Below are 23667 nucleotides of genomic sequence, written 5' to 3' on the forward strand. Positions count from 1 at the left end.
ACGGGAGGATGGATACATGGAGGCCATGGATGCACTGATTGCCTCTAGGACGATCGAACGAACGGTGTTCACGCTGTGCGCGCCGTTGCTCCTTTATTTGGGTTGTCGGCTGCTGACCCGTGCCTTCGACTACAACGATCAAGCTCGCACCGAACTGCGAGACAAATACAAATTCCAAGTGGCCAGCTTCCTGCCGGGGGCGGCCTGCGTGCTGCTGGCCGTGGCAATCGGGTTCGCGATCTTTTGGCACCCCTTGGAACTGTCGAAGGCCGAGCAAGATCATCTGATCAAGTTAGACCAAATCGGACATCCAGACCTGCAGAGGGCGGCACCGCCGCCACTGCCGGCCGGGCCAGGAGGGGTGGGCCCAGGGGGCGAGGTCGGGTCCGCGCCTAAGCCTTCTTTAGGGCGGGAAATACCGTCGCTACCCCGGTGAATAGGGCGGCGATGAACATCACCGAAGCGAGTCCGAGCGAGCCCTTGCCGGCCGCGTAGGCGCCGATGACTGCCGGAGTGGCCGTGCCGATCGCGATCATGGCAACCCGCGCGGCCGCCAAGCGTAACGACCCACGGAACCGAAGGTCGAGCATGATATCGCAGCGCTGCTCTAGATCCTTCTCGTCCGCCGTCTTGGGGACGCCCAAAGCCAGGCGCAGGCCGGCGGAAAGCTCGAAAAGCTGTTGCTCAGTCGAGAAGGCGAACCGGATGAGATCGTAGCGGGAATCCAGTTTGGCGACCGTTTCGGAGCTAAATTTGAGGTCGCTATCGTCCGCGCTCGCCGACAAGGTCATCGCGTCAGACAGATTGTTTTCGCCTTCAGGCGAGTAGCTGTAGATGTCCAGAAAATAGCGGCGGCCAGACTCCAATTCAAACCGCCCGCCTTGCGGCTCCAGCGGCGGGCCTCCGGTTGCGGGGGAGAGCCCCTGAACGCTGAAGAAGGCGATGGGCTTACTGTCCTCGAACTTCGCCTCCTGCCGAAGCGCCTTCGTCGTGTTCTCGAAGGCCGTCATGGCTTCGCTCGTCGCCGCCCGGAACGGCGTCAGGGCGTCGGAGATTTCGAACACGAGGCGGCCCGCCCGGGAACTAGCGTCGGACTTGGCCGTCGGCAGAAGCGCCAGTTCGCCCTCGGTCATCAGACCACGTAGCTTCGCGTCATCGAGATCTTTGACGAACTCGGCGACCCTTAGGGTGAAGACGTAAGAACTGCCGACCTTCTGGATGCGGGTGACCGTGACAAATCGGCAGGGCGCAAGAAGCGATGTTGCACCCTCAGGGGTGGCCCAGTGGCAGATAAGTCCGGCCAGGTTGACGGCGCGTGTGCGCTCGTACCGCGCAGCAAGATCCTGCTCTAGGTAATTTTCCCCATAGCGGAAGCGGAATTCGGTGCCGGCGGGATGTGCTAGGGCTCGAACGATATCGTCGTTGTAGCGACGCCGGGCGCTTGACGACAGCAGGACCAGCAAGTGCCCCTCCCCATGGGCTATTTCACGAAGTTGGGCTGGCCGTCCTTGGCGACCCAACTCAAGTGAATCCAACCGGCCGGGATGTAGTGGGAAACTCCTTCCGCGTCAAAGATGCGATGGCCGCCGCTTTCGCTCACATTGAGCTTCAAAGGGGCCTCGATCCGCACCACGTCTCCGCCGCGGAAGCGGTATTCCCGGTAGCGTTCGCTGGAGATGTCCTCGAACGCCAAGTCGGTGGCGTTTTCGAACCGAGGGGCGTCGGCGAGCTGAGCGACCATAACGAAAGTCCTACGACAGCCGATGTTGACAGGGTGGACGACGACGTATTGCCGTCCAGTATGCTGCGATTCTTATCGCACAATGCCGGAACGGCCTATGCTGGTCTCCGCCCCTAGCCGTCGTCCCTTGGAACGAGTCCACTTTGGGATTTAACTCAAAGGGCGTTTATCACCTTCGCGACCGCTTCGCCCAGGTTTTTGCGCACCAGCAGTTCGTCGATCAGCACCACGCCTTTCACCTGTGTGGCGTGGAGCGGTACGCTGGGCGCGACCGGCGAATGAAGATCGAGCGGCGTGATCTTGCCGGTGGACTTTCGTATGAGGCAGATCGGGGCCTGCGTCACCGAGCTTGTCGCGGTGGCGATTTCGAAGTCGTCAGAGAACTGGCGACGCAGGTCTGCCGCCAGCAGTTGGACGGACGACTGTGCGCGCTCCAACGAATACGGCGGAGTGACGCCGGTCATCACCTGTCGTAGCACCTGGGCGCCGAGCTTGCGGTCCAGCAGGGTGTGGTCGAGTCGATTGCGGAAGCTGCGCAGACACCGATAGCAGGAGGCATCGCAGTCGGCCGGGCACTGCTCCATGATGTCCAGCGCCTTGCAGAAGAGCTCGGCGCCGCGCGACGCCATCTGCGGCGAGAACCCGGCACCGCCGGCCAGGGTGTCGTAGAGGAAGACTTCGACCACGGCGCCAGCGGCGCCGCTGTCGTTCAACGCCGGCCGATGTTCGGCCAGGATTTCGCCGGGTTCGATCTCCAGCAACTGGCTGGTGGCCTTGGCGACGGCTTCACAGATCGTCCGCATCGCCGACGCGGTCTCCGCGTTGGGCGGCGGGAGGCGGATCGGCGCCGCCAAGCTCAGCGAGAACAGGGCGATGTCAGTGACGAACTCGACCCCGAGGACCACGCCATGCGAAACCGCGCCCGGGCAGTTGGGCTCATTGTCGTTGGGGAACGGCAGGGTGTGAGGTTGGCGCAGATTCACTTCGGGCGAGGCGACGGACTCGATGCGGCCGCAGCGCACGCAATACTCATAGCCGTCACCGCCGGGCCCAGAGTTTGAGACAAGCAGGGGCTCACGGGTAGCCAGTCCGCGCAGGCGCGGGTTGATCTCATGATCGAAATCCTGGACACCGCTCGACATGACAAGCTTCGCCCGGGTGGCGTAGGCGGTCTCGTTCGGTTCGTCCGGCGTGGTGACAGCCGGCTGGTCCCAGAGGTGGGCGAACCCCGGCGGCCGGAACCACGGTTTGCTCGGTCCGAACGTGCCGGGCGTCTGGCAGGCCTCGCAGGTGAGCCTCTCGCTCCGTCGGTCCGGATCAAAGTCCGTGGTCTTGGCGTGCCCGCATTGGGCGCACTCGTAGTAGAGCTTGCGCCGCCCCCAGGCGTTCTTCCGATCGTGGGGGAAGGGCGAGTAGATGGCCCGGGAAGTGTACTGTTTTCCCGCGATCCAGATTTGCTTGTTTGGGGCGTATTGCGACAGCGCCACGTTGAGGCCTTGGCTTGGCGCGAACTCCATTTCGTGCCGGAAACCGGTGGCGGTGGGGCTGAAGACGTAGAAAGGCGCTACGTCCATTGGGAAGGCGTAACGGGGCAGCACGCCCCAGTAGAGCAGCCGGTCCAGTAGATTGTCCGAGGCCAAGTCGACCAAGTCTTCGGTCTCGGGCTGGGGATCATGCTCCGCCCCGCCCTCCGTCTCGATGGCTGCCGCAGGGGTTGCGTCCTCCGGCGCTTCGAGCACGTCCGTATCGTCCCCGTCATGGGGGCCAGCCGGCAGGACGGGTTGGCCGCCAATCGCTTCGTCGACGGCTCTCAAGAGGTCCGGGACGAAATGGGCGATCAATCGCGCACGATCGGCCGCCGACAGTTCGGATGGCAACCAGCGCTGGAGGGCTGTCACGAGGTTGGTGTGCGCCAGCTTCAGCCACGCGGCCAGGTCGATCCGATTAAGGATTCCGGTGGAGTCGCGGAAGTCGCGCACGTTGCCCAGCACGGAGAACAGATTGGCGGCGGCGTCGGTCGTATGATCAAGGTCTGGTAGCCGGGCCTCGTGATAGCGCTGCAGGACGAACGCCCGGATATGGCGCCGAACGATGTCGGGGTTCTCCAAGGTCAGACGCGGGTCGACCACCTCGCCGCGGATCATTTCCTGGGGGCGCGTGAAATAGTGGTCGTCATGGCTGTCGGCGCTGCCGAACGCGACCACGGTGGCGACCGCGTTGCCGCGGCGACCCGCGCGGCCGGCGCGTTGCTGGTAGTTGGCCCGGCCGGGCGGCATGTTGCGTAAGGCCACGCCCGACAACTCGCCGATGTCGATCCCGACCTCCATCGTCGTAGTGCTGGAGAGCACGTCAATCGCGGTGTCGGGCACGTCCGTGGTGCGCCATGCCAGGTCGATATCCTGGAAGCGCATCTCGTGCCGTTCAGCGCGCGAGAACGCCTCGTCGGCGCCCGCGGCGTTTAGCTGCGCGGTATGCTCCGCCGCGATCAGGGACATCAGCGCCGGCTGGTCCGAGGTCAGCGCGTCCACCACCGGCGCGCGATAGAAGCCCTTGCGGGCCTTGAACACGTTGTCGGCGTCTGGATCGAAGGCGTGGATGTCGTCCGACCCGCAGTCGATGCAGACGCCCAGCGTGCTGATCGGCCGATGCACCGATGTGCAGCGATTGCAGCGACGCCAAGAGCCGCCGAGGTCCAGCGTAAGGTTCCGCGCCACCATGCGGTGCTGGCCGTTGATATTCTCGGTCAGCAGCGGCAGCAGTACCGGCAGCCATCCCTTGCGGAATCCTGACTTCAGGGCGGGAGTGCTGAACACGTAGCGGAGCGGCTGGAACTCGCCGCGGTGGGCCCGGACGAGCCCGCCGGCGCCCCACCAGCCCGGCGGCATGTCCTTGAACCAGACGCCGGGCTTGCGGACCCAGGCCCGTAGCCACGCCCGCACCACGGCCAGCTTGGCCTCCGGCGTTTCCGCGAGGCCGGTGAGATTGGGCAGTGTGCTGGCGAGTTTCTCGCTGTGCTTGGCGGCCTCGCGCACGGAGGCGACAGCAAGGGCTTCCAGTCCGAGGACATTGTCCCGCAGGGTGTCGACAATGGCGCGCGTCAGGTTGACCGGCGGCTTCTCGTTGATCAGCGCCATCAGTTCCTGGGCGTCTGGAATCCCGCCTGGCGCCGTGTAATGCAGCTTCGGCATGACCTCCGATGGCTCCAGACCGGGGCGCAGTCGGACGCCAAAGCGATGGGCGGCGACAATCACGGCCATGTAGGCCTGATCCAACACAACGGCCGGCAGGCCCTCCTCCAGCATCCGGTAACCCCTCGGCAGCAGAGCGCGGATGGTGTCCTTGAACGAGAAGTTCTGCAGCGTAGGCGCGAGCCGCGCGGCGACCTGACGGGAGTCCGAGAACACCAGCACCTTCCGGCCACGAAGCGGCGCGAATTCGCTGGCAGGCTTCGGGCTGGGCGGCTGGACCTTGATCTGCGAGCTCAGCAGCGCCTGGAACGGCTGGTCGCCCTTGGTGACGTGGTCCTGAACGCTGGACTGGTTGCCCCGCGCATATTTCTGGCAGCAGCCGCAGGGTGCGAATTGGCCGGCCCCGACCGGGCGCCCGTCGCCATCCACCTCGTCGTCCTCGTCATCCTCATCGTCGCCGTCGTCGGTTTGCCCGGCCATGGCGACGGTGGATGGCGCCAGATAGACCGTCCGGGTGCGGTCGCTGGGATGGGGCGGGTCGAGCCGGCCGGTCACCAGGTCGAAGAGGGCGGGAATGCCGAGCGCCGGCGTGGTGGGCGGTTCCAGCAGGAGGTCCAGTGGCTCCAGGGTCTTGATGAAGCCTTCAGCCGTGAGCAGTTGGTGGCCTTCCTCGGCGAATATCTGTTTCGGCTGGCTGACATCTTTGGTGTAGGCTCGGCCGTAGGACGTCCCGCAGTACCGGCAGGTAAAATATTCGAGCACGGGCGCGTTGCAGGCGCAGCGCGCCCGCGGCTGGCTGTAGAGCCGGCCGATGGGACCGCCGCGGTCCTCGGCCGGCAGGTCAGTGCAGTTCGGATCCAGGCACGCCCAAAGACCCGGCAAGCCGCGATAGAAGGCATGGATTCGACACGGCAGCAGGCTCGCTTCGTCGGGCTTAAGCCTGGCCCGGCTGCCCAGGGCAAGGAGCGCGTTGATCGCTTGGTCGCCGCGGACCGGATCAACCTTGGGAAATACCTTTGCCCGCACTTCGTCGAACGACAGCGCGCTGACCATGGTCGCGTTTACCAGCCGGCTGAACGGGCCCCAGCCAGACAGGGCGGCGTGAAGGTCGGGGCCGTGTCCAGCGCCGGTCGGCGTCTGGCGATAGGTGAGAAACGGTGCGATTGCCTGATCCCGATCGGCGTCGGCCTCCGCGTAGAGCCGGTTCATGTCGACACTGCACAAGGCCGCCGCGTCGGCGTCGTCGCCATCGCCCTCGCCGGGCTGCAGCTTCAGGTCGCCGGTGATCTGACGGAACGAGGCTGGTTCGGCGCCCGAGAGCTGGCCGCCGAACTCTCCCGACTTGGCCTTGCCGGCCGCGCTGAAGCTCGCCGTGGCGCAGATCACCTGGAAGCGCTCGGCCGGGATGTCCAAACGCTCCCGAAGCCGGCGAAGCAGGAGCCCGACCTCCGCACCCTGGGCGCCCCGGTAGAGGTGGGCTTCATCGAGTACGATAAGGAATTTCTCGTCTGGGCAGGCCTTCAGCCAAGCCCGGGTGCGGTCGAACACCGGCCGCTCGATGGGCCGGAGCATCATGTACTCCAGCATCGAATAGTTGGTGATCAGCAGATCGGGCGGGTTGACCTGTGCCTCATGGCGGGTCAAAAGCTCCGCTTCCCCCGGCTGCGTGATCGCCCGACGGAACTCGCCATTGGCGTCCAGCCAATGGCCGCTGCCGAACCAGCCGGCGACGCTCGGCTTGGCGGGCCACTTGCCCTTGTCGTGCAGCTTGCCTTGGAGAGCCGCGGCCTTCGCCGCAGCCGACTCCGGCGCCGTATCGGGCCCGACCTGGGCGGCCGCGTCCTCGATGTCGACGAAGAACTCGCGGATGGACTTGAGCCGACGGGCGTCCTTCTGCCGCGTCCGCACGCCGGCGTAGGGCGTGCGGCTGGTGTAGCGGGCGAACAGCGCGGCGCGGCCTGCCCATTGCTCGAAGGCGCCGACGACCCGCGGATCGCCGAACAGCAGGCGGAGGCGGCCGAGTTGGTCGTTGACCAGGGCGTTCATGGGATAGAGCACCATGGCGCGCACGGCGTGGTGTTTGGCGAACTGGTCCGGCCGGTCGTGGGCCTCGACCGCGAGTTTCCCGAGGATCGGCAAGAGGAAGGACTCGGTCTTGCCCGAGCCGGTCCCGGTCATGATCATCAGGTTCCGCTGCTCAACCAGGATCCCTTCGATCGCCTCGGCCTGATGGACATAGGGCGGATCGAACAAGAGCGGTTTGCCGACGGCGGGGTTCGAGAGCCGGGTGTAGATGTCCCGCGCGGCGTCCGGCAGGCCCGCCATCTCAGCGTAGCGCTTGCCCGTTTGATAGCGCGGCGTCGACTCCAGGAAGGGGCTCTGGAAGATGCCCCCGATCTGTTCGAGCAGTTTGCGGCGCTGGCGCACGACCGACGGGTCGGCGACGTGATAGGTCGCCTCGATGTAGCCCAACAGCGTCCGCTGCAGCGCCTCAATTGTCTCTTGAATAGTCGCGGTCATGTGGGCCCCGTTGGGATCATGATGTTTCCATCAGCCAGAGCTTTTCGGAAAGGGCATCGAGTTCGTCGGCCGCGGCGGCCGGGGGGAGCGTATAGGCGAACAAGCAGCCGGCCCGCGCTGACTTCTCCCCTTTGAGCGCCAACCGGCGTTCCGCGAACGCCGGTAGGGGGGAGAAGAATGCCAGTTCGACCGCGGCCCGCGTTCGGGTAGCCTGCACCTGCTGCGGCCTGCCGGCGGAGGCGTCGAAGGCGGCCTGGATACGCCAGGCGAGATCGCAAGGCCGCTCGCGGTTGTCCGTCGCCACGAGATCATGCAGTCGCCGCGGCGCTCCGCCCTCCAACTCCACCAGACACCAGGGCCGCAGGCCGAACAACTGCTGGCGGCGGGCGATGAAGACGCCGGTGTCGCCGCTCGCGGGCGGTCGCCAGCGCCCGCTGTAGTAGGTCACCGGTCGACCGGGATCTATCAAGCTGAGCCCGTCCAATGGCGCCGTGGCCAAGGGCGTCTTCAGGACCTCGCCGCGATTGAGCTCAGCATAGCCCTGCGCCGAGGCGGTGACGGGCGCCCGGAGCCACGCTGTTTCTGGAAGCTCGACGAGGCCCAGCGCCTTCAGGAGGTCGACCGCCCCGGCCTCGCGAAGAGTCCGCAGCGGGCCACGATACTCCAGCCGCTCCGCCAGTTCGCCCAGCAGGGCGGTCGGCTGGTCGCCCGCGACGCCGAGGATGATGAGATCGCCGTTGGCGCGCCGGACAAAACTCGGCGGCGCAGGCCGGAGGACCAGTCGCCCTGTGCGCCAAGCATCCTGCTCCTGCCGCGTGACCTCCAGCACGTCGCCATAGGCGATCAGCGCGTCGAGCAGGTCCTCGTACCACTCGTCGGTGACAGCCATCAGCCCGTCCAACGGCTGGCGCACGAACCGCAAGGCCTCGGCGCGCGAGCACGGCGCCAGCGCCGAGACCGCACGCCGCAGCGCCTGGGCGACGAGGCTTTCAGCAACTGCGGGCGTTGCGAGGGCCAGGGAGCGGGCGGTTCTTTCGAGCACGCCGGCGGGGGGCAACCTTTGGATCATGCCGTAAGCGCCCCGTGGAGGGTCGGCGTGCTCGCCCTCGCCAGGAACGCGCCGCGCACCAACGGTCGGTTGTCCAGAAGGCGAGCGACGGCCTTGCTCGGTGCGACGCCGGCCGGAAGGCGCAATGTCCAGGGACGAAAGGCCAGGGTGACCGCCTGGTCGGCCAGGTCCCGGTCCTGGGTGATCTGATAATGCTCGGCATAGCGGAAGAACTCCGCCCGGACATGGCCCCAGCCCATCTCGGCCCAGGTCGTCGTGCGCATCCGCAGTCCGAAGCCCGGCGATCCGCCGACGCCGGCCTGGGCGCGCTCCAACTCCGGCACCGCCGAGGCGTCGAGCCACGCCGACCAGTCCGCCCCGCAGAACGTGCGCCGAAGCTCGCCTTCGAGCCCGGCGACCGTCTGCAACTTGCGCAACGCGGCCATGCGGCCGATCGGTCGGGCCCGCTGCCAGAGTTGCAGCGCATTGACCAAACCGACGACCGCCCGCGCGGGCTCGGCGGCTTCGGGCCGAAAATCCTGGACCAGCCCGAGTTGGGAAAGCTCGTTCAATTTCTCCTGGGGCGGCGCCGAGGCGAAGGCGACGTAGCGTTGGTCCTTGTACACGGCGCTGAAGAGGGCGCCGGGCGAACTCAGGGCGACGCCGGCCACCAGGTCGGCGTGAGAGGCCTCCGTCCGGACCGCCGGCCTCGTCAGATCGAGGCGGGTCACCTGGACGGCCTCGTCATGCGCGGTCTCGTCGATCAGCCGCAGACGTTGCTGGACCGGGTCGAGACGCCAGCGTAGGGGATCGACCTTATGCGGGAACCGGACTGTCTGGCGACCGAGCTCCTCCAATTCCCCCACCAGGTCCACGCGGTGCGCGGCGTCGATCGCGTCCGAATAGTCCTTCAGGCGTTTGAGCGCCGGCGCAAAACCGTCGGCGTCCATCGGCAGGCGGATTGAGGTGAGCGGACCGCCTCCGGCGACGTGTCCGCTGGCGTCGATCGTGTCGATCCGCCAGGCCACCCGGCGGCCGGGCGGTCCATAGAGCGAGACCTTTGCCTGGCCGGTGAGGATCCTTTCCAGATCCGCATTGGCCGGCTCGAGCAGCACCCGGAAGCCGGCACGCTCCGCCACCATGTCGGGCCACGGCCGCGGCTCGAACACGTGGAAGTCGAAGGAGGCGGGACTGGCATCCACTGCGGAGTCGGTGGCTCCGGCGCGGGCCACCGCTGTGACCTTCAGCCTGTGCCGGCCGACCGCCAGGGCGCCCAGCGAAACGAAGACCGCTTCGTCTGCCGCCGCGTACCGCGAGGGGCCGCTGCCATCCAAATCCAGGATGAACTCGGCGGCTGGGAAGTCCGCCGACAGACGCAGCGTGATCTCTTCGCCCGCGGCCCAACTGGGCCCATCGAAGCCCTGGTTGGACACAGGACTGAGCCCCGCCGGCTCCACACGCGTCCGAAGCGAATATCCCAGGCCGAGCTTCTGCAGCGCCGTGCGGTAGGGCGGGGAGATGGAAGGCGGTGTCTGGAAGGCATAGGCGCTCACCCCATCCAGGCTCGCCGAAGCCGGCCGCAACGAGAGCGCCTGCAGAACATCGGTGGGCGGGGCAGCGCGGGACACGACCAAATAGGCTTGCGACGGCCGCACTCGACCGCCGACGACTTGCCGATAGGCGTTGTCCTCGCCTTGGTGGAGCAGCCAGACCGGCCGCTCTTCGAGGACCGTCAGAGGTTGAAGGATCGGCTGCAACGCCGTGGGCGGAGCATCCAGTTCGACCAGCGACTTGCCGGGCTCCGGAAACACCGGCAAGGCGCGATCGAGATTGGACCAACTGAGCAGGGCCGCGCCCGGCGACCAGTGCTCGGTTTCCCCGCACAGCCGCACCCTCAGCCGGCCAAGCGCCGGGGCCGCCAGGCCGGCCTTCTTCATGGCCAAGGCGAAGTCCGGCATGTGAGCGCCGAGCAGCACGGTGCCGTCAGCCGATCGCCGCGCGACAAGGCGTGGCGGGCGAACGATGTCCTCCTGATCGAGTTGCCCCGGCAATGGTCGGCGTGCACCGGCTAGGGAGGCGGACACGACACTACGGGCAGATCGCAGGACCTGCCGGGCGGCCTTCAGAAATGCTCCCGCCTCGCGCCGACGCTCCAGGTCGGAGACGATCCGCGCCAGGGTTTCGGGAATGATCCGCGGCACGGGCTCGTTGAGGTCCTCATCGCGAAGGGCGAGCACGATCCGGCCGGTCAGGTCGGTCTGCTCCAGGAAGTCCTCATACCGAGCCGACCGCTGGTCGCTGGTCGCGGCTAGGTAGGCGCCGATCTCGTCCGCCCCTGCGTTCGCCAACCGGCCCAGGCCATAGCGGATCTGGAACAGGTGCCGGGCGAAATGGCCTTGCAGGTATTTCGGCAGCAGGGCGCCGGCGATGGGCCAGGCGATGATGCTAAACTTCTCGGCCCATCGGCCCTGCGGGACGGGCCCGCCGTACTCGCGGTGGAATTTCTCGAACCAGTTGCGCAGGGTTTGGCGGTCGTATTGCGTCCGCCACGCGCCGGGTGTCTCCTCCAGCGACGGCCAGTACTCCTCTCCATCATAGCCGTAGCCCGCCTCAGCCGCGAGGGCGACCCACGCCAGCCAGTGCTCGCGGCGAGGGCCGCGGCTGCGAAGTTCCAGCGCCGCCGCCGCTCGGGCGGCGCAAACAGCATCATCGGAAAGGGCGTGTTCGATAGCGTAGACCGGATAGCCGGCCGGCCTACGCCGCCCCGCCAGCGCTTTGAAATGCGCCTCAAGCTGGACCTGCAGATTGTCCAGCATCGGTCGACTAGCCCGTACAGCGAAGGTCGGCGCGGGGCAGGTCGACGAGGCCTCGGATCAGCCGGGGGATCTGTGACCGTGTCCAACTGTGGTAGTCGATCTCGCCGCGGGCCGCCCTGGGTGCCATCCACCGCTCGACCGCCATTGCCGAGATCTCCGCCACGCTGCGCAGACCGCTGACGTCAGGCTCCTTCTCGCCGTAGTGAAGCACGTCGAAAGCGTTCGCCGCGAACTTCGCGACGAACACCTCGCGCTGAATCCCGTGTTTCAGCACGGTCTCGTTGATCCGCAGCGCCTTCAGCGCCGCTCGGATCGTCCTAAGCCGCCAGTTCGGGCCCTCGCCGAACTCGTGGTGGTCCGCATAGGCGTGGTCGCGCTCCCGCAGATAATCCCGCATCTGCTCGAACAACGTGTCGGTGATGTGGAAGTGGCCCCAGCCGATCGTGTATCCGACGCGCTCGAAATAGTTTTCGCCGTCGAGGCGCAGGCGGTTGTATACCGAGGATCTTCCCATCGACGAGGTCGTGGTAACAGCGAGGAGATTGGCGCTCTTCGCGACCTTGGAGATCACGCCGACCGTTCCGCCATACTTGGCTTGGAAGTCCGCGAAGATATCGCGTGATCGGACGAGGCAAGCCACGGCCTTGCCGCCAAGCAAAAAGCTATAGGGTGGGACCGCCCCGAGGACATAGGCGTCAAGCAAGCCGACGAGCCGTTCCGCGCGGTCGTGGACGGTCCAGCCGATGGCGTTATCACGGACCGAGAGGTTGTAAACTGGGTCGCCGAGGGCGATGACGCCCGCCAGGCGATCATGACTCTCGTCCCAGACCAGGTAGCGCATCCGCCGACCGAACCCGACCGAGACTGGCACCGACCAGGTCATCGTCGCGACCCTGAAGAGATCGGCTTCCGGGGTGTCGGACTTCACTACGCGCAGGGCCAGTCGAATGCGACTGACGTCGAGCTCCGATCCCTCCGCGAAGCTCGGCAGCGCCTTTGGGAGTGCGCGTTCCAGGAACGGCTGGGCTGACTGCAGACGATCGCGGCGCTGCGCTCGATGGAGCTGGCGCACGACTGTTTTGCCCTCGCCCGGTAGCACCAGTGCGCCATCCGCGTTCTTGGTGAACCCGAGCGTTTTGAAATGCCTTCGGATCGCGCGCTTGAGCGCAGCTTCTTTGTCGAAGGGCTTAGCAATGCCCCCTGTTTGAGCACTCACGCCGCCTTTGCCTCCAGATTAAGCCGCCGCATTTTGAACCGCAAACTGGTTGCAGTTTGCACCAGTGCATTGGACCGGCGCAACTACCAATGGTCGAGCTTTGAGTTGTTCAGGCCTCGGGAGCAGCGGGATGGCGAAAAAAGCTCGCGTGGCCCCTCAATGTTGTCTGGGCACGGTAGCCCAAGCAGGACATTTAGCTCTCTCCCCAGCTTTAAGGCCAAACAGAATCGGCAGCTTTCAGGAGTTAGAGAGCTCACTTCGAACGACTGACATGGGGCGCGCAGCTGTCGAAGTGCAGTGGCCTGCCGAACGGCCGCTTTCCCAGCTTCGGCGCCTAACCGGTCAGGCAGGAATCCACCCGACGAGCGATAGGATAGCGGCATATCCTACGCGTCGAAACGGTTGTCCGTGATTAGACGGACAACCGCATGAAGTCAGATTTCGGTTCGCTCCGCCAGGAGCAGCGCATCTTCGACATCGACACCAAGGTATCGGACCGTGTTCTCGATCTTAGAATGACCGAGCAATATCTGGATCGCACGGATGTTGCCTGTCGCCCTGTAGATCATCGATGCCTTCGTGCGGCGAAGCGAGTGAGTTCCGTATTCTTCAGGACGCAACCCGATCGCGGTCACCCACTCGTCAACGAGCCGTGCATATTGCCTCGTGCTCACGTGCTTTGCGTCATCAACCCTGCTCGGGAATACATAGTCCCCGAGCGCGCCACCTCGCCGTTCCAGCCAGGCGAGAAGACTGGCCCTCACGTCTGTGGTGATCTCGAACTGCACGGGGCGCCCCGTCTTCTGCTGAACAACGATCGCTCGGGTCCTGATTTCCGGCCCGGTGACGAAATCGCGGATCCGGATCTTGACCAGATCGCAGCCGCGAAGCTTGCTGTCTATCGCAAGGTCGAACAGAGCGCGGTCCCGAACGCGGCGCTCACGATCCAGAAAGAAGCGAACAGCCCAGATTTGCTTCTGCGTGAGCGGACGCTTCGCTCCTACATTCTTGCCAGCGTTCCAAGCTGTGCGCCCGCGGCTGGCATCATCATATCGAGAATGGCCCATGTGCGTTCTCCTCGGCCTTGATTGGCCGAGTATGAAACGCGCGAGCCCCGCGGCGCCTCGCTGCGCGCCCGTTACCCATCGTGTGACATCGGGGACCGCCTCGCCTTCACGAAGATCATCTCGAACAACGCCCCGCCTCCCGGTGCGGTGCGGTAGTTCACGCGCCCGCCATGGGCCTCCATGATGGCGCGCACGACGGAAAGGCCGAGACCGTTGCCTCCCGGTTCTCCCACGCGGGCCGGGACGCCGCGCACAAAGGGATCGAAGATGCCGGGCGCCATCCGGGGCGAAAGGCCGGGCCCTTCGTCAGCGACGCCGAGCACAACCGTTTCGTCGCGAGAAGCGAGCGTGATGGTGATCGCGCCCCTTATGGCATAGCGCCGGGCATTGGTGACGAGCGCCAGAAGGGCCTGGCGGATGCGCGTCGCGTCCGCCTCGACAACGAGATCGGCGAGGTCGAGCTCCAGATGGAATCCGCTTGCGCGCAGGTCGTGAGCCATCAGCTCGGCCATCTGCTCGATTTCACGCGCAAGACGGATCGACGCGAGGCGCAGATCCAGATGGCCGCTGTCGGCGAGCGTGACAGTCCGCAGGTCCTCCACCAGCCGGGCCAATCCGTCCACCTGCAGAACCAGGGCCCGAAGTGCGGCTTCGTCCGGCACGAACACGCCATCGATCATGCCCTGCAGCCGCCCCTTCAGGATGGTGAGCGGGGTGCGAAGCTCGTGCGCGATGGTGGCGTTCCACAGGGCCATGTCGGCCGCCATGTCCTGCAACCGCTGCGCCATCGTGTTGAAATCGTCGATCAGGGCGGCCGTCTCGCCAAGGGTCCGCTCGCCGACCAATGCCCTGGCGGTCAGGTCCCCGGCCGTGATGCGCCGAGCGCTCAGGGCAAGCGATTCCAAAGGCTGGAGAATGCGCCGGGAGAGGCGCATGGAGACCAGGGCGGCGATCGGCAGCGCTACGATGATCAGGACGCATACGATCGCCAGGTCGATCGAGGTCAGCCCATCCTCGGGTTGCTGCGTCGGGTAGAGGAGCATGATCGCCATGTAGGCGAGATAGGTTCCGAAGAAGACGAGAAGTCCCGCCACGACGGTGATGGCGGACATCGCCACGAGGATCTGCCGGCTCAATCCGGTGCGCGGTCCCATCACGTCATGCCGACAGCCGGTAGCCGACGCCGCGTACGCCCGGCAGCAGGCCCGGCGCGCCGGCCTGCTCGAGCTTCTTGCGCAGCTTGCTGAGATGGCTGTCCACGGTGCGGTCCAGCGCGTCGGAGCCCGGCAGGCACGCATCGACGAGTTCGCTTCGTGTGAAGACCCTGGAGGGGCTTCGCGCCATGTGGGCGAGGATGCGGAACTCGGTGAGCGTCAGCGCGAGCGGCAGCGCCGCGGCACCGGTTCCAAGACGCGCCTGATAGGCGTCGAGATCGATCGTCAGGTCGCCGACCCGCAACACGCCCGCCGCCGTCGCAAGGCCGGAGCGGCGCAGAACCGCCTTGGCGCGGGCGACGACCTCGATGGGATTGAAGGGCTTCCCGACATAGTCGTCAGCGCCGATGCGCAGGCCCTGGAGGCGGTCGATGTCCTTGTCGAGAGCCGTGATCATGATGGCCGGCGTGTTTCCCCGCCGCCTCAGCTCGGCCAGCGTTTCCCATCCGTCGAGATGCGGCATGGAGACGTCGAGAAGCACCAGGTCCGGCTTCAGCGCGAGATGCAGGTCGAGCGCGACGCGACCGTCGCGTGCCTGGACCGTGCGGAAACCCTCCCGCACGAGATAGGCATCCAGGATCGCGGAGATCTCGTCGTCGTCTTCTGCAATCAGAACGAGGGCTGGCATGGCGTTCTCCCTGCTCCACCGATGCCATCTGGCGCGGCCTGCGTCGAGCGCTCCGATCCGTCTCCATCAAACCGCAACATTCCCCCCACACGGCGGCAACGCGCGGGTTCGATAGAGGCGGCGTCGCCCGGAGCGACAGGACCGCCCTGATGGATGACCGCGATGACGCGCCCCCGCCCAACGCCGAGACTCGCTCTCCTCGTCGCCACGGCGATCGTCCTCGCCGCCTGTACGGAGGCCGCGGAACCCACGAACTCCGCCGACGGCAGCGCGCAGACCGAACCCACGGCGGCCGCCGTGCGCGTCGCGGTGCTGAAAGTCCAGCCGCGCCGGGTGGTCGTCTATGACGAGTTGCCAGGCCGGGTATCGGCTCGCCGAACCGCCGAGATACGTCCGCAAGTCAGCGGCATCGTACGGACCGTGCTCTTCACGGAAGGGGCCGATGTTTCGCTGGGCCAGCCCCTGTTCCAGATCGATCCTGCGCCGTTCGTGGCCGATGTCGAGGCGGCCTCTGCCGTGCTGGCGCGCGCGCGGGCCGATCTTGTCAATGCCGCGGCCAAGCATGGACGGGTCGCGGCGCTGGCCGCGGTGAAGACCGCGAGCGCCGCCGCGCTCGGCGATGCCAACGCGACGCTGGCGCAAGCGCGCGCAAACGTCGCCGAGGCCGAGGCCAACCTGGCCCGCCGCACGCTCGAACTGTCTCACGCCACGATCCGCAGCCCGATCAAAGGCCGCATCGGTCAGGCCCTCGCAACGGAGGGCAGCCTGGCATCCGTCGGCGCCGCGACCGCCCTCGCGGTCGTCCAGCAGATCGACAGCGTCTATCTCGACGTCCGCCAGTCGTCCGTCCGCTGGGCGCAGATGGAGGAAAGATCCGACGGGGACCACGGCGCCGACGCGGGCGCCGTTCCCGTCGAGATCCTCATGATCACGGGCAAGGCCTACGACTTCAAGGGAAAGCTGCTGTTCTCCGACAATACGGTGGACCCGGGAACAGGCAGTATCGCGATACGCGTGGAGGTGCCGGACCCGCACCGCCAACTGCTGCCGGGCATGTATCTGCGCGCCCGGGTACCCGCCGCGGTCTACCCGCAGGCTCTGACCGTTCCGCAGCAGGCCGTGCGCCGCGATCCGGCGGGCCGCGCGTATCTCACGATCCTCGCGAGCGACAACACCGCCAGCCGCCGCGAGGTCGACCTGGGAGACCTGGTAGACCGGCAATATGTGGTCGTGTCGGGCCTCAAGGCCGGCGAGACCGTGGTCGTCCAGGGCCAGGAGCGCGCGGAGGCGGGCCTGCCTCTGGAGTCCGTCGCCTACAGCCCCTCCTCAATGGCACCGGAAACCTGAGGGGAGCCTCCCATGCCCCAGTTCTTTATCGATCGCCCGATCTTTGCGTGGGTCATCGCGATCTTCATCGTGCTGGCCGGAATCGCCGCGATCCCGCAGCTTCCGGTGTCGCGTTTTCCCGTGATCGCGCCACCCAGCATCAGCATCAACGCCACTTATCCCGGCGCTGGCCCGCAGACGATCACCGACAGCATCACCGCGCCCATCGAGCGCGAGCTGACGGCGGTGAAGAACGTCCTCTATTTCGAGTCCTCTTCCGACTCGGCCGGCAATGCCGCCATCACGGTCACCTTCAAATCCGGCACGGACCCGGAACTGGCCCAGATCGACGTCCAGAATCGCCTGAAGGCCGTTGAGCAGCGCCTGCCGGAGCCCGTCCGCCGCACCGGCCTTTCCGTCGAGGCCGTGTCGGCGGGCTTCCTGATGATCGTGTCGTTGCGCTCCGAAGGCGGGAAGGCCGATTCCCTGGCGCTGGAGGACTATCTCGCACGCCGCCTCGTGCCCGAGCTCAAGCGGATACCCGGCGTCGGGCGCGTCCAGTCCTTCGGTTCGGAGGCGGCGATGCGGGTGTGGATCGATCCGGCCCGCCTCGTTTCCTACTCGATTTCGGTGGCCGAGATCACACAGGCCATCCAGTCCCAGAATCTCCAGGTGGCGCCAGGCCGGCTTGGCGAGGCGCCCACCATCCCCGGCCAGACGATCAGCGTTCCGCTCAGCCTCGGCGGACAGTTGAGGACACCGGCGGAGTTCTCCGCCATCGTGCTGCGATCCAACCCCGACGGCTCGACGCTCACGCTGGGCGACGTCGCCACGGTTGAGATCGGCGCCCAGACCATGGGCTTCTCGATTCTCGACGGGGGAAAGCCGGCGACAGCGGCGGCGATCCAGCTCGCGCCGGGCGCAAACGCGGTCATGACGTCCGAGGGTGTGCGGGCGCGCCTGGCCGAACTCGCTCCGTCCATGCCGCCGGGTGTCACCTATGCCGTGTCCTTCGACATCGCGCCGTTCGTCAAGCTCTCGATTTCGAAGGTGGTGCAGACGCTGGGCGAGGCGATGGTCCTCGTGTTCCTGATCATGCTGCTCTTCCTGCAGAACCTTCGCTACACGCTGATCCCGGCGATCGTCGCGCCGATTGCGCTGCTCGGCACCTTCGCCGTGATGTGGGCCATCGGCTACTCGATCAACGTGCTGACGATGTTCGGCATGGTGCTGGCCATCGGCATCATCGTCGACGACGCGATCGTCGTGGTCGAGAACGTCGAGCGGCTCATGGCGACGGAAGGCCTTTCGCCGCGCGATGCCACCCGCCGCGCCATGCGCGAAATCACGGGAGCCGTCGTCGGCATTACGCTGGTTCTGACGGCGGTTTTCCTGCCGATGGGCCTCGCCGGCGGCTCGGTCGGCGCGATCTACCGCCAATTCACGGTCGCGCTCGCGGTCTCGATCCTGTTCTCGGCGTTCCTGGCCCTTAGTCTGACGCCGGCACTCTGTGCGACGATCCTCAGGCCGATCACCCCCCAACACGGCCGCAAGGGCTTCTTCGGCTGGTTCAACCGCGGCTTCGACCGGCTGACGGGACGATACACGGCCCGTGTCGGCTGGCTCGTGAGGCGCACGACACGCGTCATGCTGGTCTATGGCGTCCTCGTCGGCGCGCTCGTGCTCGGCTATCGGGCGCTGCCCACCGCCTTCGTGCCGGACGAGGATCAGGGGACGTTCATGACCTCCTTCACGCTGCCCGCCGATGCCACGGTCGAGCGAACGCAGGCTCTCGTCGCACGCTTCGACCGGCACGCCGTGGCGCGCCATGACATCGCGAACACGCTCTCCATCATGGGTTTCGGCTTGTCCAGCTCCGGTCCGAACACGGCGATGGCCTTCACCACGCTGCGGGATTTCGACGAGCGGAACGGCGACACCGATGCCGAGATCGCGGCCGCGGAACGCGCGATGCAGGAAGCGACGGAGGGCGACATCCTCTTTCTGAAACCGCCGGCGATCGAGGAGCTGGGGACGACGTCGGGCTTCGCCCTGCGGCTCGTGGATCGTGCCGGCGGCGGTCCCGCGGCGCTCAGGGATGCCTCCGATAAGCTCGTCGCGCTGGCGGGGCGGAGCACGCTTCTAAGGAACGTCCGGGTGGATGGGCAACCCGACGGTCCCAGCGTCGACCTGCGCATCGACAGGCAGAAGGCCGGTGCTCTGGGCGTGCCCTTCTCCGCGATCAACGACCTGCTCGCCGCGACCATGAGCCCGGCCTATGTCAACGACTTCCCCCGCGGAGGAAGTCTGCAGCAGGTCATCGTGCAGGCGCAGGCGAAGGACCGCATGCAGGTCGAGGACGTTCTGAAGCTCCACGTTCGCAACGACAAGGGCGACATGGTTCCCTTGTCCGAGGTCGTGACGCCGGAATGGTCCGTCGCTCCCTTGCAGCTCAATCGCTATAACGGCTATCCGTCCCTCAGCATCTCGGGGGATGCTGCGCCGGGCGTGTCGAGCGGCAGTGCGATGGACGAGATCGAGCGGATCGCCAGACAGCTTCCCGCCGGCTTTGCGATCGAATGGACGGGCCAGTCGTTCCAGGAACGCCAGTCGGGCGCTCAGGCGCCGCTTCTGGTCGCACTTTCCCTCGTTGTCGTGTTCCTGGTGCTGGCCGCCCTTTACGAAAGCTGGACGATTCCGCTCTCGGTCATGCTCGTCGTGCCGCTCGGAATCCTGGGCGCCGTCGTCGCCGTGCATCTGCGCGGTTTCGAGAATGACGTGTTCTTCAAGGTCGGCCTCATCACGCTGATCGGGCTTTCATCCAAGAATGCCGTGCTGATCGTCGAGTTTGCCCGCAAACTGCTGAAGGAGGGGCACTCGCTTCGCGAGGCTGCCGTCGAGGCCGCCCGCCTGCGGCTGCGGCCGATCGTGATGACCTCGCTCGCCTTCACGCTCGGCATCGTGCCCCTGGTGATCGCCACAGGGCCGAGTTCCGAGACCCAGAACGCGCTCGGCACCGGCCTCTTCGGCGGCATGATCTCGGCGACCGCCCTCGCGGTCGTCTTCGTGCCCGTCTTCTTCGTCGTCGTCATGCGGCTCGCGGGCCGCCGAACGCGGACCGAAGGCGCGGCCACCACCGCCGGGGTTCGCGCCTGAAGCCATTCCCCTGGGCGTGAAGCGCCGGTCAAGATCTGGCCGGCCCGTCCTCCCATTTTTCGATTGGAGCCAACCGATGACTGCTGACTTCAACTCCTGCGTCACACTCGACGTCGGGATCGAGGCCGACTTCCCCCGCTTCTGCAAGGATCTTCAGGATGCCTTCGCCATCGCCGTGGTCGAGGATTTCGGATCGGTCTGCGAGGGGGCCATTCCTTCCGACGAAGACATCTACGCTTCCTTCGAAGCGCTGAATGCCGTGGTGCTGCGTATCCTTGAGGAGGGACGCTGGGTCGGCGGCGCGGTCGTTTCCATCGACGCCGGGACGCAGATCAACTCTCTCGACTTCTTCTTCATCCAAGCCGGCGAGATCGGCCGGGGCCTTGGCCGGAAGGCGTGGAAGGCTCTCGAGCAACATTATCCCGATACGAAAGTCTGGATCACTCACACGCCCTATTTCGAGAAGCGCAATATCCATTTCTACGTCAATGTATGTGGCTTCAGCATCGTCGAGTACTTCAACAATTACCATAAGGACCAGAGGCATCCCACGGACCCAGACCTGCCAGGAGACGGCGGAATGTTCCGCTTCGAAAAGCGGATGTGACCCGCCGAAATCGAACCGGGCCAGCCGCCTTAGCAGCCTGAAAATCCAGAGCGCCAAAGGTTACTGACTTGGCCGAGAGTCACTCTTTCGAAGGGCGGTAGATCATTCCCCATCGCTTAGCTCAGCTCTTTCGCCTCCGCTTTCCAGATGGCGAGAGACTTGATTGAACGACTGACATGGAGGCGCGCAGCTGTCGAAGGACTGTAACCTAATGAACGGCCGCTTTCCGAGCTTCGGCGCCCATAACCGGTCAGGCAGGAATCCACCCCCGTCCTGTCTCAGATTGACCCCTTTGCGGACGTTGGCAGGAAGCAGATCAAGAGCCGCTGACCTTGCCCCACGGACCAACACCCTCAACGATGTCATGATCAAGGAACTCCTTGTCGCGCTTCTCAAGGTGCTTTTCCATCGCGCGTTTCAGATTTTGCCAATTCGGCCGCACGTGCGCGCGCTTGAGCTCCGAGAATTCATCTCGTTCATTCTACGTATCCATGTTGTCGTTCATCCAGGCCGAGGCGCTTGCATCCGCAGATCGCAAAAACAAAACCCACGCCGCATAAGCAGTCGCTGGGTCTTGAGCGGACAGATAGGCTCGCCACCAGTGACGCGCACAGGCTTCACGCCAGCGCAGGCGAGCGGACTTGCGCCGAAGGTCGGCGGTGTCTGAGGGGATTTGGCCATCGGGCCATGCTTCGACGATCGGAGGCGCACCCGTGACGCTGAGCCCGTGCAATAAGACACCGCATCTTTGCCGCCATATCAACGGGGACGCGCTGTCTTCTGCAGCCACGGCCGAGACCCATGTTGCTTGGCCGTTGAACAAAGCGGCTGCTACCACATCGAACAGATGCCGATCTGTGTGACAGAGCGGTAGGCTGATGGGTTCCTGACGCAGCAGAAGCAGAGGTTCTGAATCAGGAACGCGAAACACCATATGCAGCAGTTCGTCGATGCCGGCCGCGCCAATGTAGCGTGTCGACACCGCTACGCGAAGAGATCGCCATAGTGCGGCGCCTCGCGCAGCGTCGTGATTGAGCAGAGCTTCACACAGCGCAAGGAAGGCGGTCTCGGCGAGACGAACCCGCCGTTTAAAGTCGGCAGTTATCTCCGCCGATCCCTCAAGCCACGATCCAGTATGTCCGGGGCATAGCGGACCACCGACATCATATCAGGGGCATCAATATTCGTTAGATAGAGGCTTGCTCCGGAGCGGCGCGCTTCCTCAATACGGGCCATTGCTGTCACGATTGCACGTTCCTGGGCTTTCGCCCTCGCATCCGCATCGAGCGCTCCGCGCAACGAGGCCACGGAATCGCTCCGTTCTTCAGCACTGGGCTTTGACCGGAAGGAAATTACGAAGGGCGTGAACCGCTTTTCTACGCGGTCGACTGTGAGGGCCGACCCAGGGTCCGGTTCGATGATTTTTTCACCAGTCAGGATTTGGCCCAGGAGTTCGGCAGCAAGGCGCACCTCGCTTGGGTCCTGCCGCGAACACACGCCGCTTTGAGCTATAGCCAAGGCGCCAGTCGCGGCGCCAACTGATCGAACGCCAAAGCCGTTTCAGATCGGATAAGCGCTTCGCTGCCGTAATGATTGACCCGCATGTGGGCCGATAGCTTCCACTCCCAGGCCTGCGTGGCGAGCATCTACCCGAAACGCACTGCGTCGGTCAATGTCAGCATGCGGAATAGAACGCCGTGTAGATCATGATCGTCTTGGCCAACCAGATCCAAGAGCCATGACCAGGCGCCCTCGTTAAGGCTCTTGAGCGAGAACTCCTGAATTCCGCTTCGATAGCGATTAGCGATTTCAGCGAGCCATGCCCACCATTCATCTTCGCTGAAGGATTTACCGGCGCGCTCGCCGAAACTATCCCGGCCATATTCCCACAGCAGGCGATGTATTGTGACCTGCCGTGCCTCCACCAGACGATCGTCGGCTGGCGCACCGGGTTCTGGGATAAACATCAATCGACTCGACGTAAGAGGCCGGTGGCCGTGTCGAACTGTTGGCGGAGAGGCGCGCGGCTCAGAGGACGAACCGGTCCAGCGTGATCCACGGCGAAGTCTTCATCGCCAGCAAGACCTTTCTCGACGCAGCGCCGGACCGTCGTCTCGGGCAGCTCGCGCAACATGTCACTGTCGCGGGAGCGGCCATGCCGGTTCTACGAGAAGGTTGAATGTTCAGGCACGTTGTCTTCCAACCCCAGCCGGCGGAACTCGCGATAGGCGGGGTCTAATGCCCTCCTTGCACAGCCGCCGCTCGCAGCGGATGCCAGAGCGATAGTCGATGACCAGCATCTGGATCCTCCGTTCCGTGTCGATCGAGGGCCGAGCAGTCTCGCTGTAAAATGAGCGGAGATGTGCGCGAATGCCGGACAGGTCGATGGCCCGCACGAGGTGGCCGGCCGGGGACCTGCCGCTGAAGGCTGATCTCATAGGATAGCGCCTCTTGGATCACTTTCCGTTCGCCCACCATCAGCGCTTCCTGCATCTCAAGGGTGCCTGAATTAGGACTTCACTCATCCGGCAACACTGGCTTTTCGAAGGAATCGGCGCGAGCGGCAGCTGCGTCCATGCAGGCTTGACCCTTTCCGGCCCGACAGGATGTCGGCTTCCCAGGGGCGCTAATTCGTGCGCCCTCGGCTGTTCATGGGTCCGAGAGATTGGCCGGAACAGACGCGACATGAGTGACTTGAACTCACCGCTGTCTTTGCCGAACCCGAACAGTCGCTCCTCCGTGGAGGCGTCCCGCTCACTGGCCGTTCGTCAAGGTGTTGGGTCGCGGGCTGCTTTGTGCCCCTCCCGGCGTGTCCGGGAGGGGCTGTTTGCCGTTCAGAAGCGGATGTTGAGGGATCCCTTGAAGGCATTGTCGGAGACGCCGGAGGCGAACTGTCCGTTGTAGGACAGGCTGGCGGAGACCTTGTCGGTGAAGTCGTAGTCGATGCCGGCCCCGAGGATGGCGGTGTCGCGGGCGATGGGCAGGCCGGCGACGGAGAACGGCGTGCCGCCGGAGGTGAATGCCAGCGCCGCGGAGGTGTTGACGTCGCCGAAGGCGTGCTGCCAGCCGAGGCTGAGATGCGGCACGAGGGTGGCGCCGTTGCCGAGTGCGAACTCCGTCGCCGCCCGGATGCCCAGGGT

General features: G+C 65.4%; 16 protein-coding genes and 1 pseudogene. 5 read left to right on the forward strand and 12 right to left on the reverse strand.

Annotation, left to right across the window (positions count from 1 at the left end; translation table 11 throughout):
- The first annotated feature begins 16 nt into the window (after positions 1-16).
- Positions 17-436 carry a hypothetical protein gene (locus tag BUF17_RS22715; protein WP_139282592.1) on the forward strand — a complete coding sequence of 140 codons (420 nt, stop codon included), beginning with the start codon at positions 17-19 and terminating at the stop codon, positions 434-436.
- On the opposite strand, the gene BUF17_RS18320 is transcribed toward BUF17_RS22715, so the two are convergent.
- The 9 genes from BUF17_RS18320 to BUF17_RS18360 all read right to left on the reverse strand — a co-directional run bounded on the left by BUF17_RS18320 (position 393) and on the right by BUF17_RS18360 (position 15438).
- Positions 393-1463, reverse strand: a complete 1071-nt coding sequence (locus BUF17_RS18320) for a hypothetical protein (RefSeq protein WP_073631412.1) — start codon at positions 1461-1463, stop codon at positions 393-395. The two genes, BUF17_RS22715 and BUF17_RS18320, sit on opposite strands and share 44 nt — an antisense overlap.
- 17 nt (positions 1464-1480) lie before the next feature.
- Positions 1481-1741 carry a hypothetical protein gene (locus BUF17_RS18325; protein WP_073631414.1) on the reverse strand — a complete coding sequence of 87 codons (261 nt, stop codon included), beginning with the start codon at positions 1739-1741 and terminating at the stop codon, positions 1481-1483.
- Positions 1742-1896: 155 nt separating this feature from the next.
- The gene (locus BUF17_RS18330; protein ID WP_073631416.1) at positions 1897-7449 is read right to left on the reverse strand and encodes a DEAD/DEAH box helicase; all 5553 of its coding nucleotides are present in this window, start codon (positions 7447-7449) and stop codon (positions 1897-1899) included.
- A gap of 16 nt (positions 7450-7465) precedes the next feature.
- Positions 7466-8518 carry a hypothetical protein gene (locus tag BUF17_RS18335; protein ID WP_073631418.1) on the reverse strand — a complete coding sequence of 351 codons (1053 nt, stop codon included), beginning with the start codon at positions 8516-8518 and terminating at the stop codon, positions 7466-7468.
- A complete protein-coding gene (locus BUF17_RS18340; RefSeq protein ID WP_073631420.1) occupies positions 8515-11313 on the reverse strand; it encodes a hypothetical protein in 2799 nt (932 codons plus the stop codon). The genes BUF17_RS18335 and BUF17_RS18340 overlap by 4 nt, the downstream gene beginning before the upstream one ends.
- Before the next feature lie 7 nt (positions 11314-11320).
- Positions 11321-12529, reverse strand: a complete 1209-nt coding sequence (locus BUF17_RS18345; RefSeq protein WP_073631422.1) for a Druantia anti-phage system protein DruA — start codon at positions 12527-12529, stop codon at positions 11321-11323.
- Positions 12530-12963: 434 nt separating this feature from the next.
- The gene (locus tag BUF17_RS18350) at positions 12964-13596 is read right to left on the reverse strand and encodes a tyrosine-type recombinase/integrase (protein ID WP_073631424.1); all 633 of its coding nucleotides are present in this window, start codon (positions 13594-13596) and stop codon (positions 12964-12966) included.
- Positions 13597-13667: 71 nt separating this feature from the next.
- Positions 13668-14648, reverse strand: a complete 981-nt coding sequence (locus BUF17_RS18355) for an ATP-binding protein (RefSeq protein WP_244530948.1) — start codon at positions 14646-14648, stop codon at positions 13668-13670.
- A gap of 106 nt (positions 14649-14754) precedes the next feature.
- On the reverse strand, positions 14755-15438 hold the full coding sequence (locus tag BUF17_RS18360) for a response regulator (RefSeq protein ID WP_073631428.1): 684 nt from the start codon (positions 15436-15438) through the stop codon (positions 14755-14757).
- Between the two features lie 153 nt (positions 15439-15591).
- Here BUF17_RS18360 and BUF17_RS18365 point away from each other — a divergent pair, with 153 nt between their 5' ends.
- From BUF17_RS18365 to BUF17_RS22720, 4 genes are all read left to right on the forward strand, one after another.
- Positions 15592-16785 (forward strand): efflux RND transporter periplasmic adaptor subunit, encoded by a 1194-nt coding sequence (locus BUF17_RS18365; RefSeq protein WP_073631430.1) that lies wholly within the window; start codon positions 15592-15594, stop codon positions 16783-16785.
- A gap of 12 nt (positions 16786-16797) precedes the next feature.
- Positions 16798-19920, forward strand: coding sequence for a multidrug efflux RND transporter permease subunit (locus BUF17_RS18370; RefSeq protein ID WP_073631432.1), 3123 nt, complete (start codon positions 16798-16800; stop codon positions 19918-19920).
- A 76-nt stretch (positions 19921-19996) separates the two neighbouring features.
- Entirely contained in the window at positions 19997-20527 is a 531-nt protein-coding gene (locus BUF17_RS18375) for a GNAT family N-acetyltransferase (protein ID WP_073631434.1), read from the forward strand.
- 364 nt (positions 20528-20891) lie between these two features.
- Entirely contained in the window at positions 20892-21194 is a 303-nt protein-coding gene (locus tag BUF17_RS22720; protein ID WP_139282593.1) for a hypothetical protein, read from the forward strand.
- 979 nt (positions 21195-22173) lie between these two features.
- Here the strand turns inward: BUF17_RS22720 and BUF17_RS22725 are convergent.
- The 3 genes and pseudogenes from BUF17_RS22725 to BUF17_RS18380 all read right to left on the reverse strand — a co-directional run.
- Positions 22174-22494, reverse strand: a complete 321-nt coding sequence (locus tag BUF17_RS22725; RefSeq protein ID WP_139282594.1) for a hypothetical protein — start codon at positions 22492-22494, stop codon at positions 22174-22176.
- Positions 22495-22580: 86 nt separating this feature from the next.
- Positions 22581-23005, reverse strand: a pseudogene (locus BUF17_RS23330) (transposase); the annotation flags it as partial.
- Between the two features lie 356 nt (positions 23006-23361).
- A partial coding sequence (locus BUF17_RS18380; protein WP_139282595.1) for an autotransporter domain-containing protein occupies positions 23362-23667 on the reverse strand: 306 nt, incomplete at its 5' end.

Source organism: Pseudoxanthobacter soli DSM 19599 (assembly GCF_900148505.1).
Lineage (GTDB): Bacteria > Pseudomonadota > Alphaproteobacteria > Rhizobiales > Segnochrobactraceae > Pseudoxanthobacter > Pseudoxanthobacter soli.

What these genes read in the sequence shown, in the direction of transcription:
- BUF17_RS22715 (WP_139282592.1), top strand. Translation starts at nt 17, where the DNA reads ATGGAGGCCATGGATGCACTGATTGCCTCTAGGACGATCGAACGAACG.
- BUF17_RS18325 (WP_073631414.1), bottom strand. Translation starts at nt 1,741, where the DNA reads ATGGTCGCTCAGCTCGCCGACGCCCCTCGGTTCGAAAACGCCACCGAC.
- BUF17_RS18330 (WP_073631416.1), bottom strand. Translation starts at nt 7,449, where the DNA reads ATGACCGCGACTATTCAAGAGACAATTGAGGCGCTGCAGCGGACGCTG.
- BUF17_RS18335 (WP_073631418.1), bottom strand. Translation starts at nt 8,518, where the DNA reads ATGATCCAAAGGTTGCCCCCCGCCGGCGTGCTCGAAAGAACCGCCCGC.
- BUF17_RS18340 (WP_073631420.1), bottom strand. Translation starts at nt 11,313, where the DNA reads ATGCTGGACAATCTGCAGGTCCAGCTTGAGGCGCATTTCAAAGCGCTG.
- BUF17_RS18350 (WP_073631424.1), bottom strand. Translation starts at nt 13,596, where the DNA reads ATGGGCCATTCTCGATATGATGATGCCAGCCGCGGGCGCACAGCTTGG.
- BUF17_RS18355 (WP_244530948.1), bottom strand. Translation starts at nt 14,648, where the DNA reads ATGGCGATCATGCTCCTCTACCCGACGCAGCAACCCGAGGATGGGCTG.
- BUF17_RS18360 (WP_073631428.1), bottom strand. Translation starts at nt 15,438, where the DNA reads ATGCCAGCCCTCGTTCTGATTGCAGAAGACGACGACGAGATCTCCGCG.
- BUF17_RS18365 (WP_073631430.1), top strand. Translation starts at nt 15,592, where the DNA reads ATGACCGCGATGACGCGCCCCCGCCCAACGCCGAGACTCGCTCTCCTC.
- BUF17_RS18370 (WP_073631432.1), top strand. Translation starts at nt 16,798, where the DNA reads ATGCCCCAGTTCTTTATCGATCGCCCGATCTTTGCGTGGGTCATCGCG.
- BUF17_RS18375 (WP_073631434.1), top strand. Translation starts at nt 19,997, where the DNA reads ATGACTGCTGACTTCAACTCCTGCGTCACACTCGACGTCGGGATCGAG.
- BUF17_RS22720 (WP_139282593.1), top strand. Translation starts at nt 20,892, where the DNA reads ATGATCAAGGAACTCCTTGTCGCGCTTCTCAAGGTGCTTTTCCATCGC.
- BUF17_RS22725 (WP_139282594.1), bottom strand. Translation starts at nt 22,494, where the DNA reads ATGTTTATCCCAGAACCCGGTGCGCCAGCCGACGATCGTCTGGTGGAG.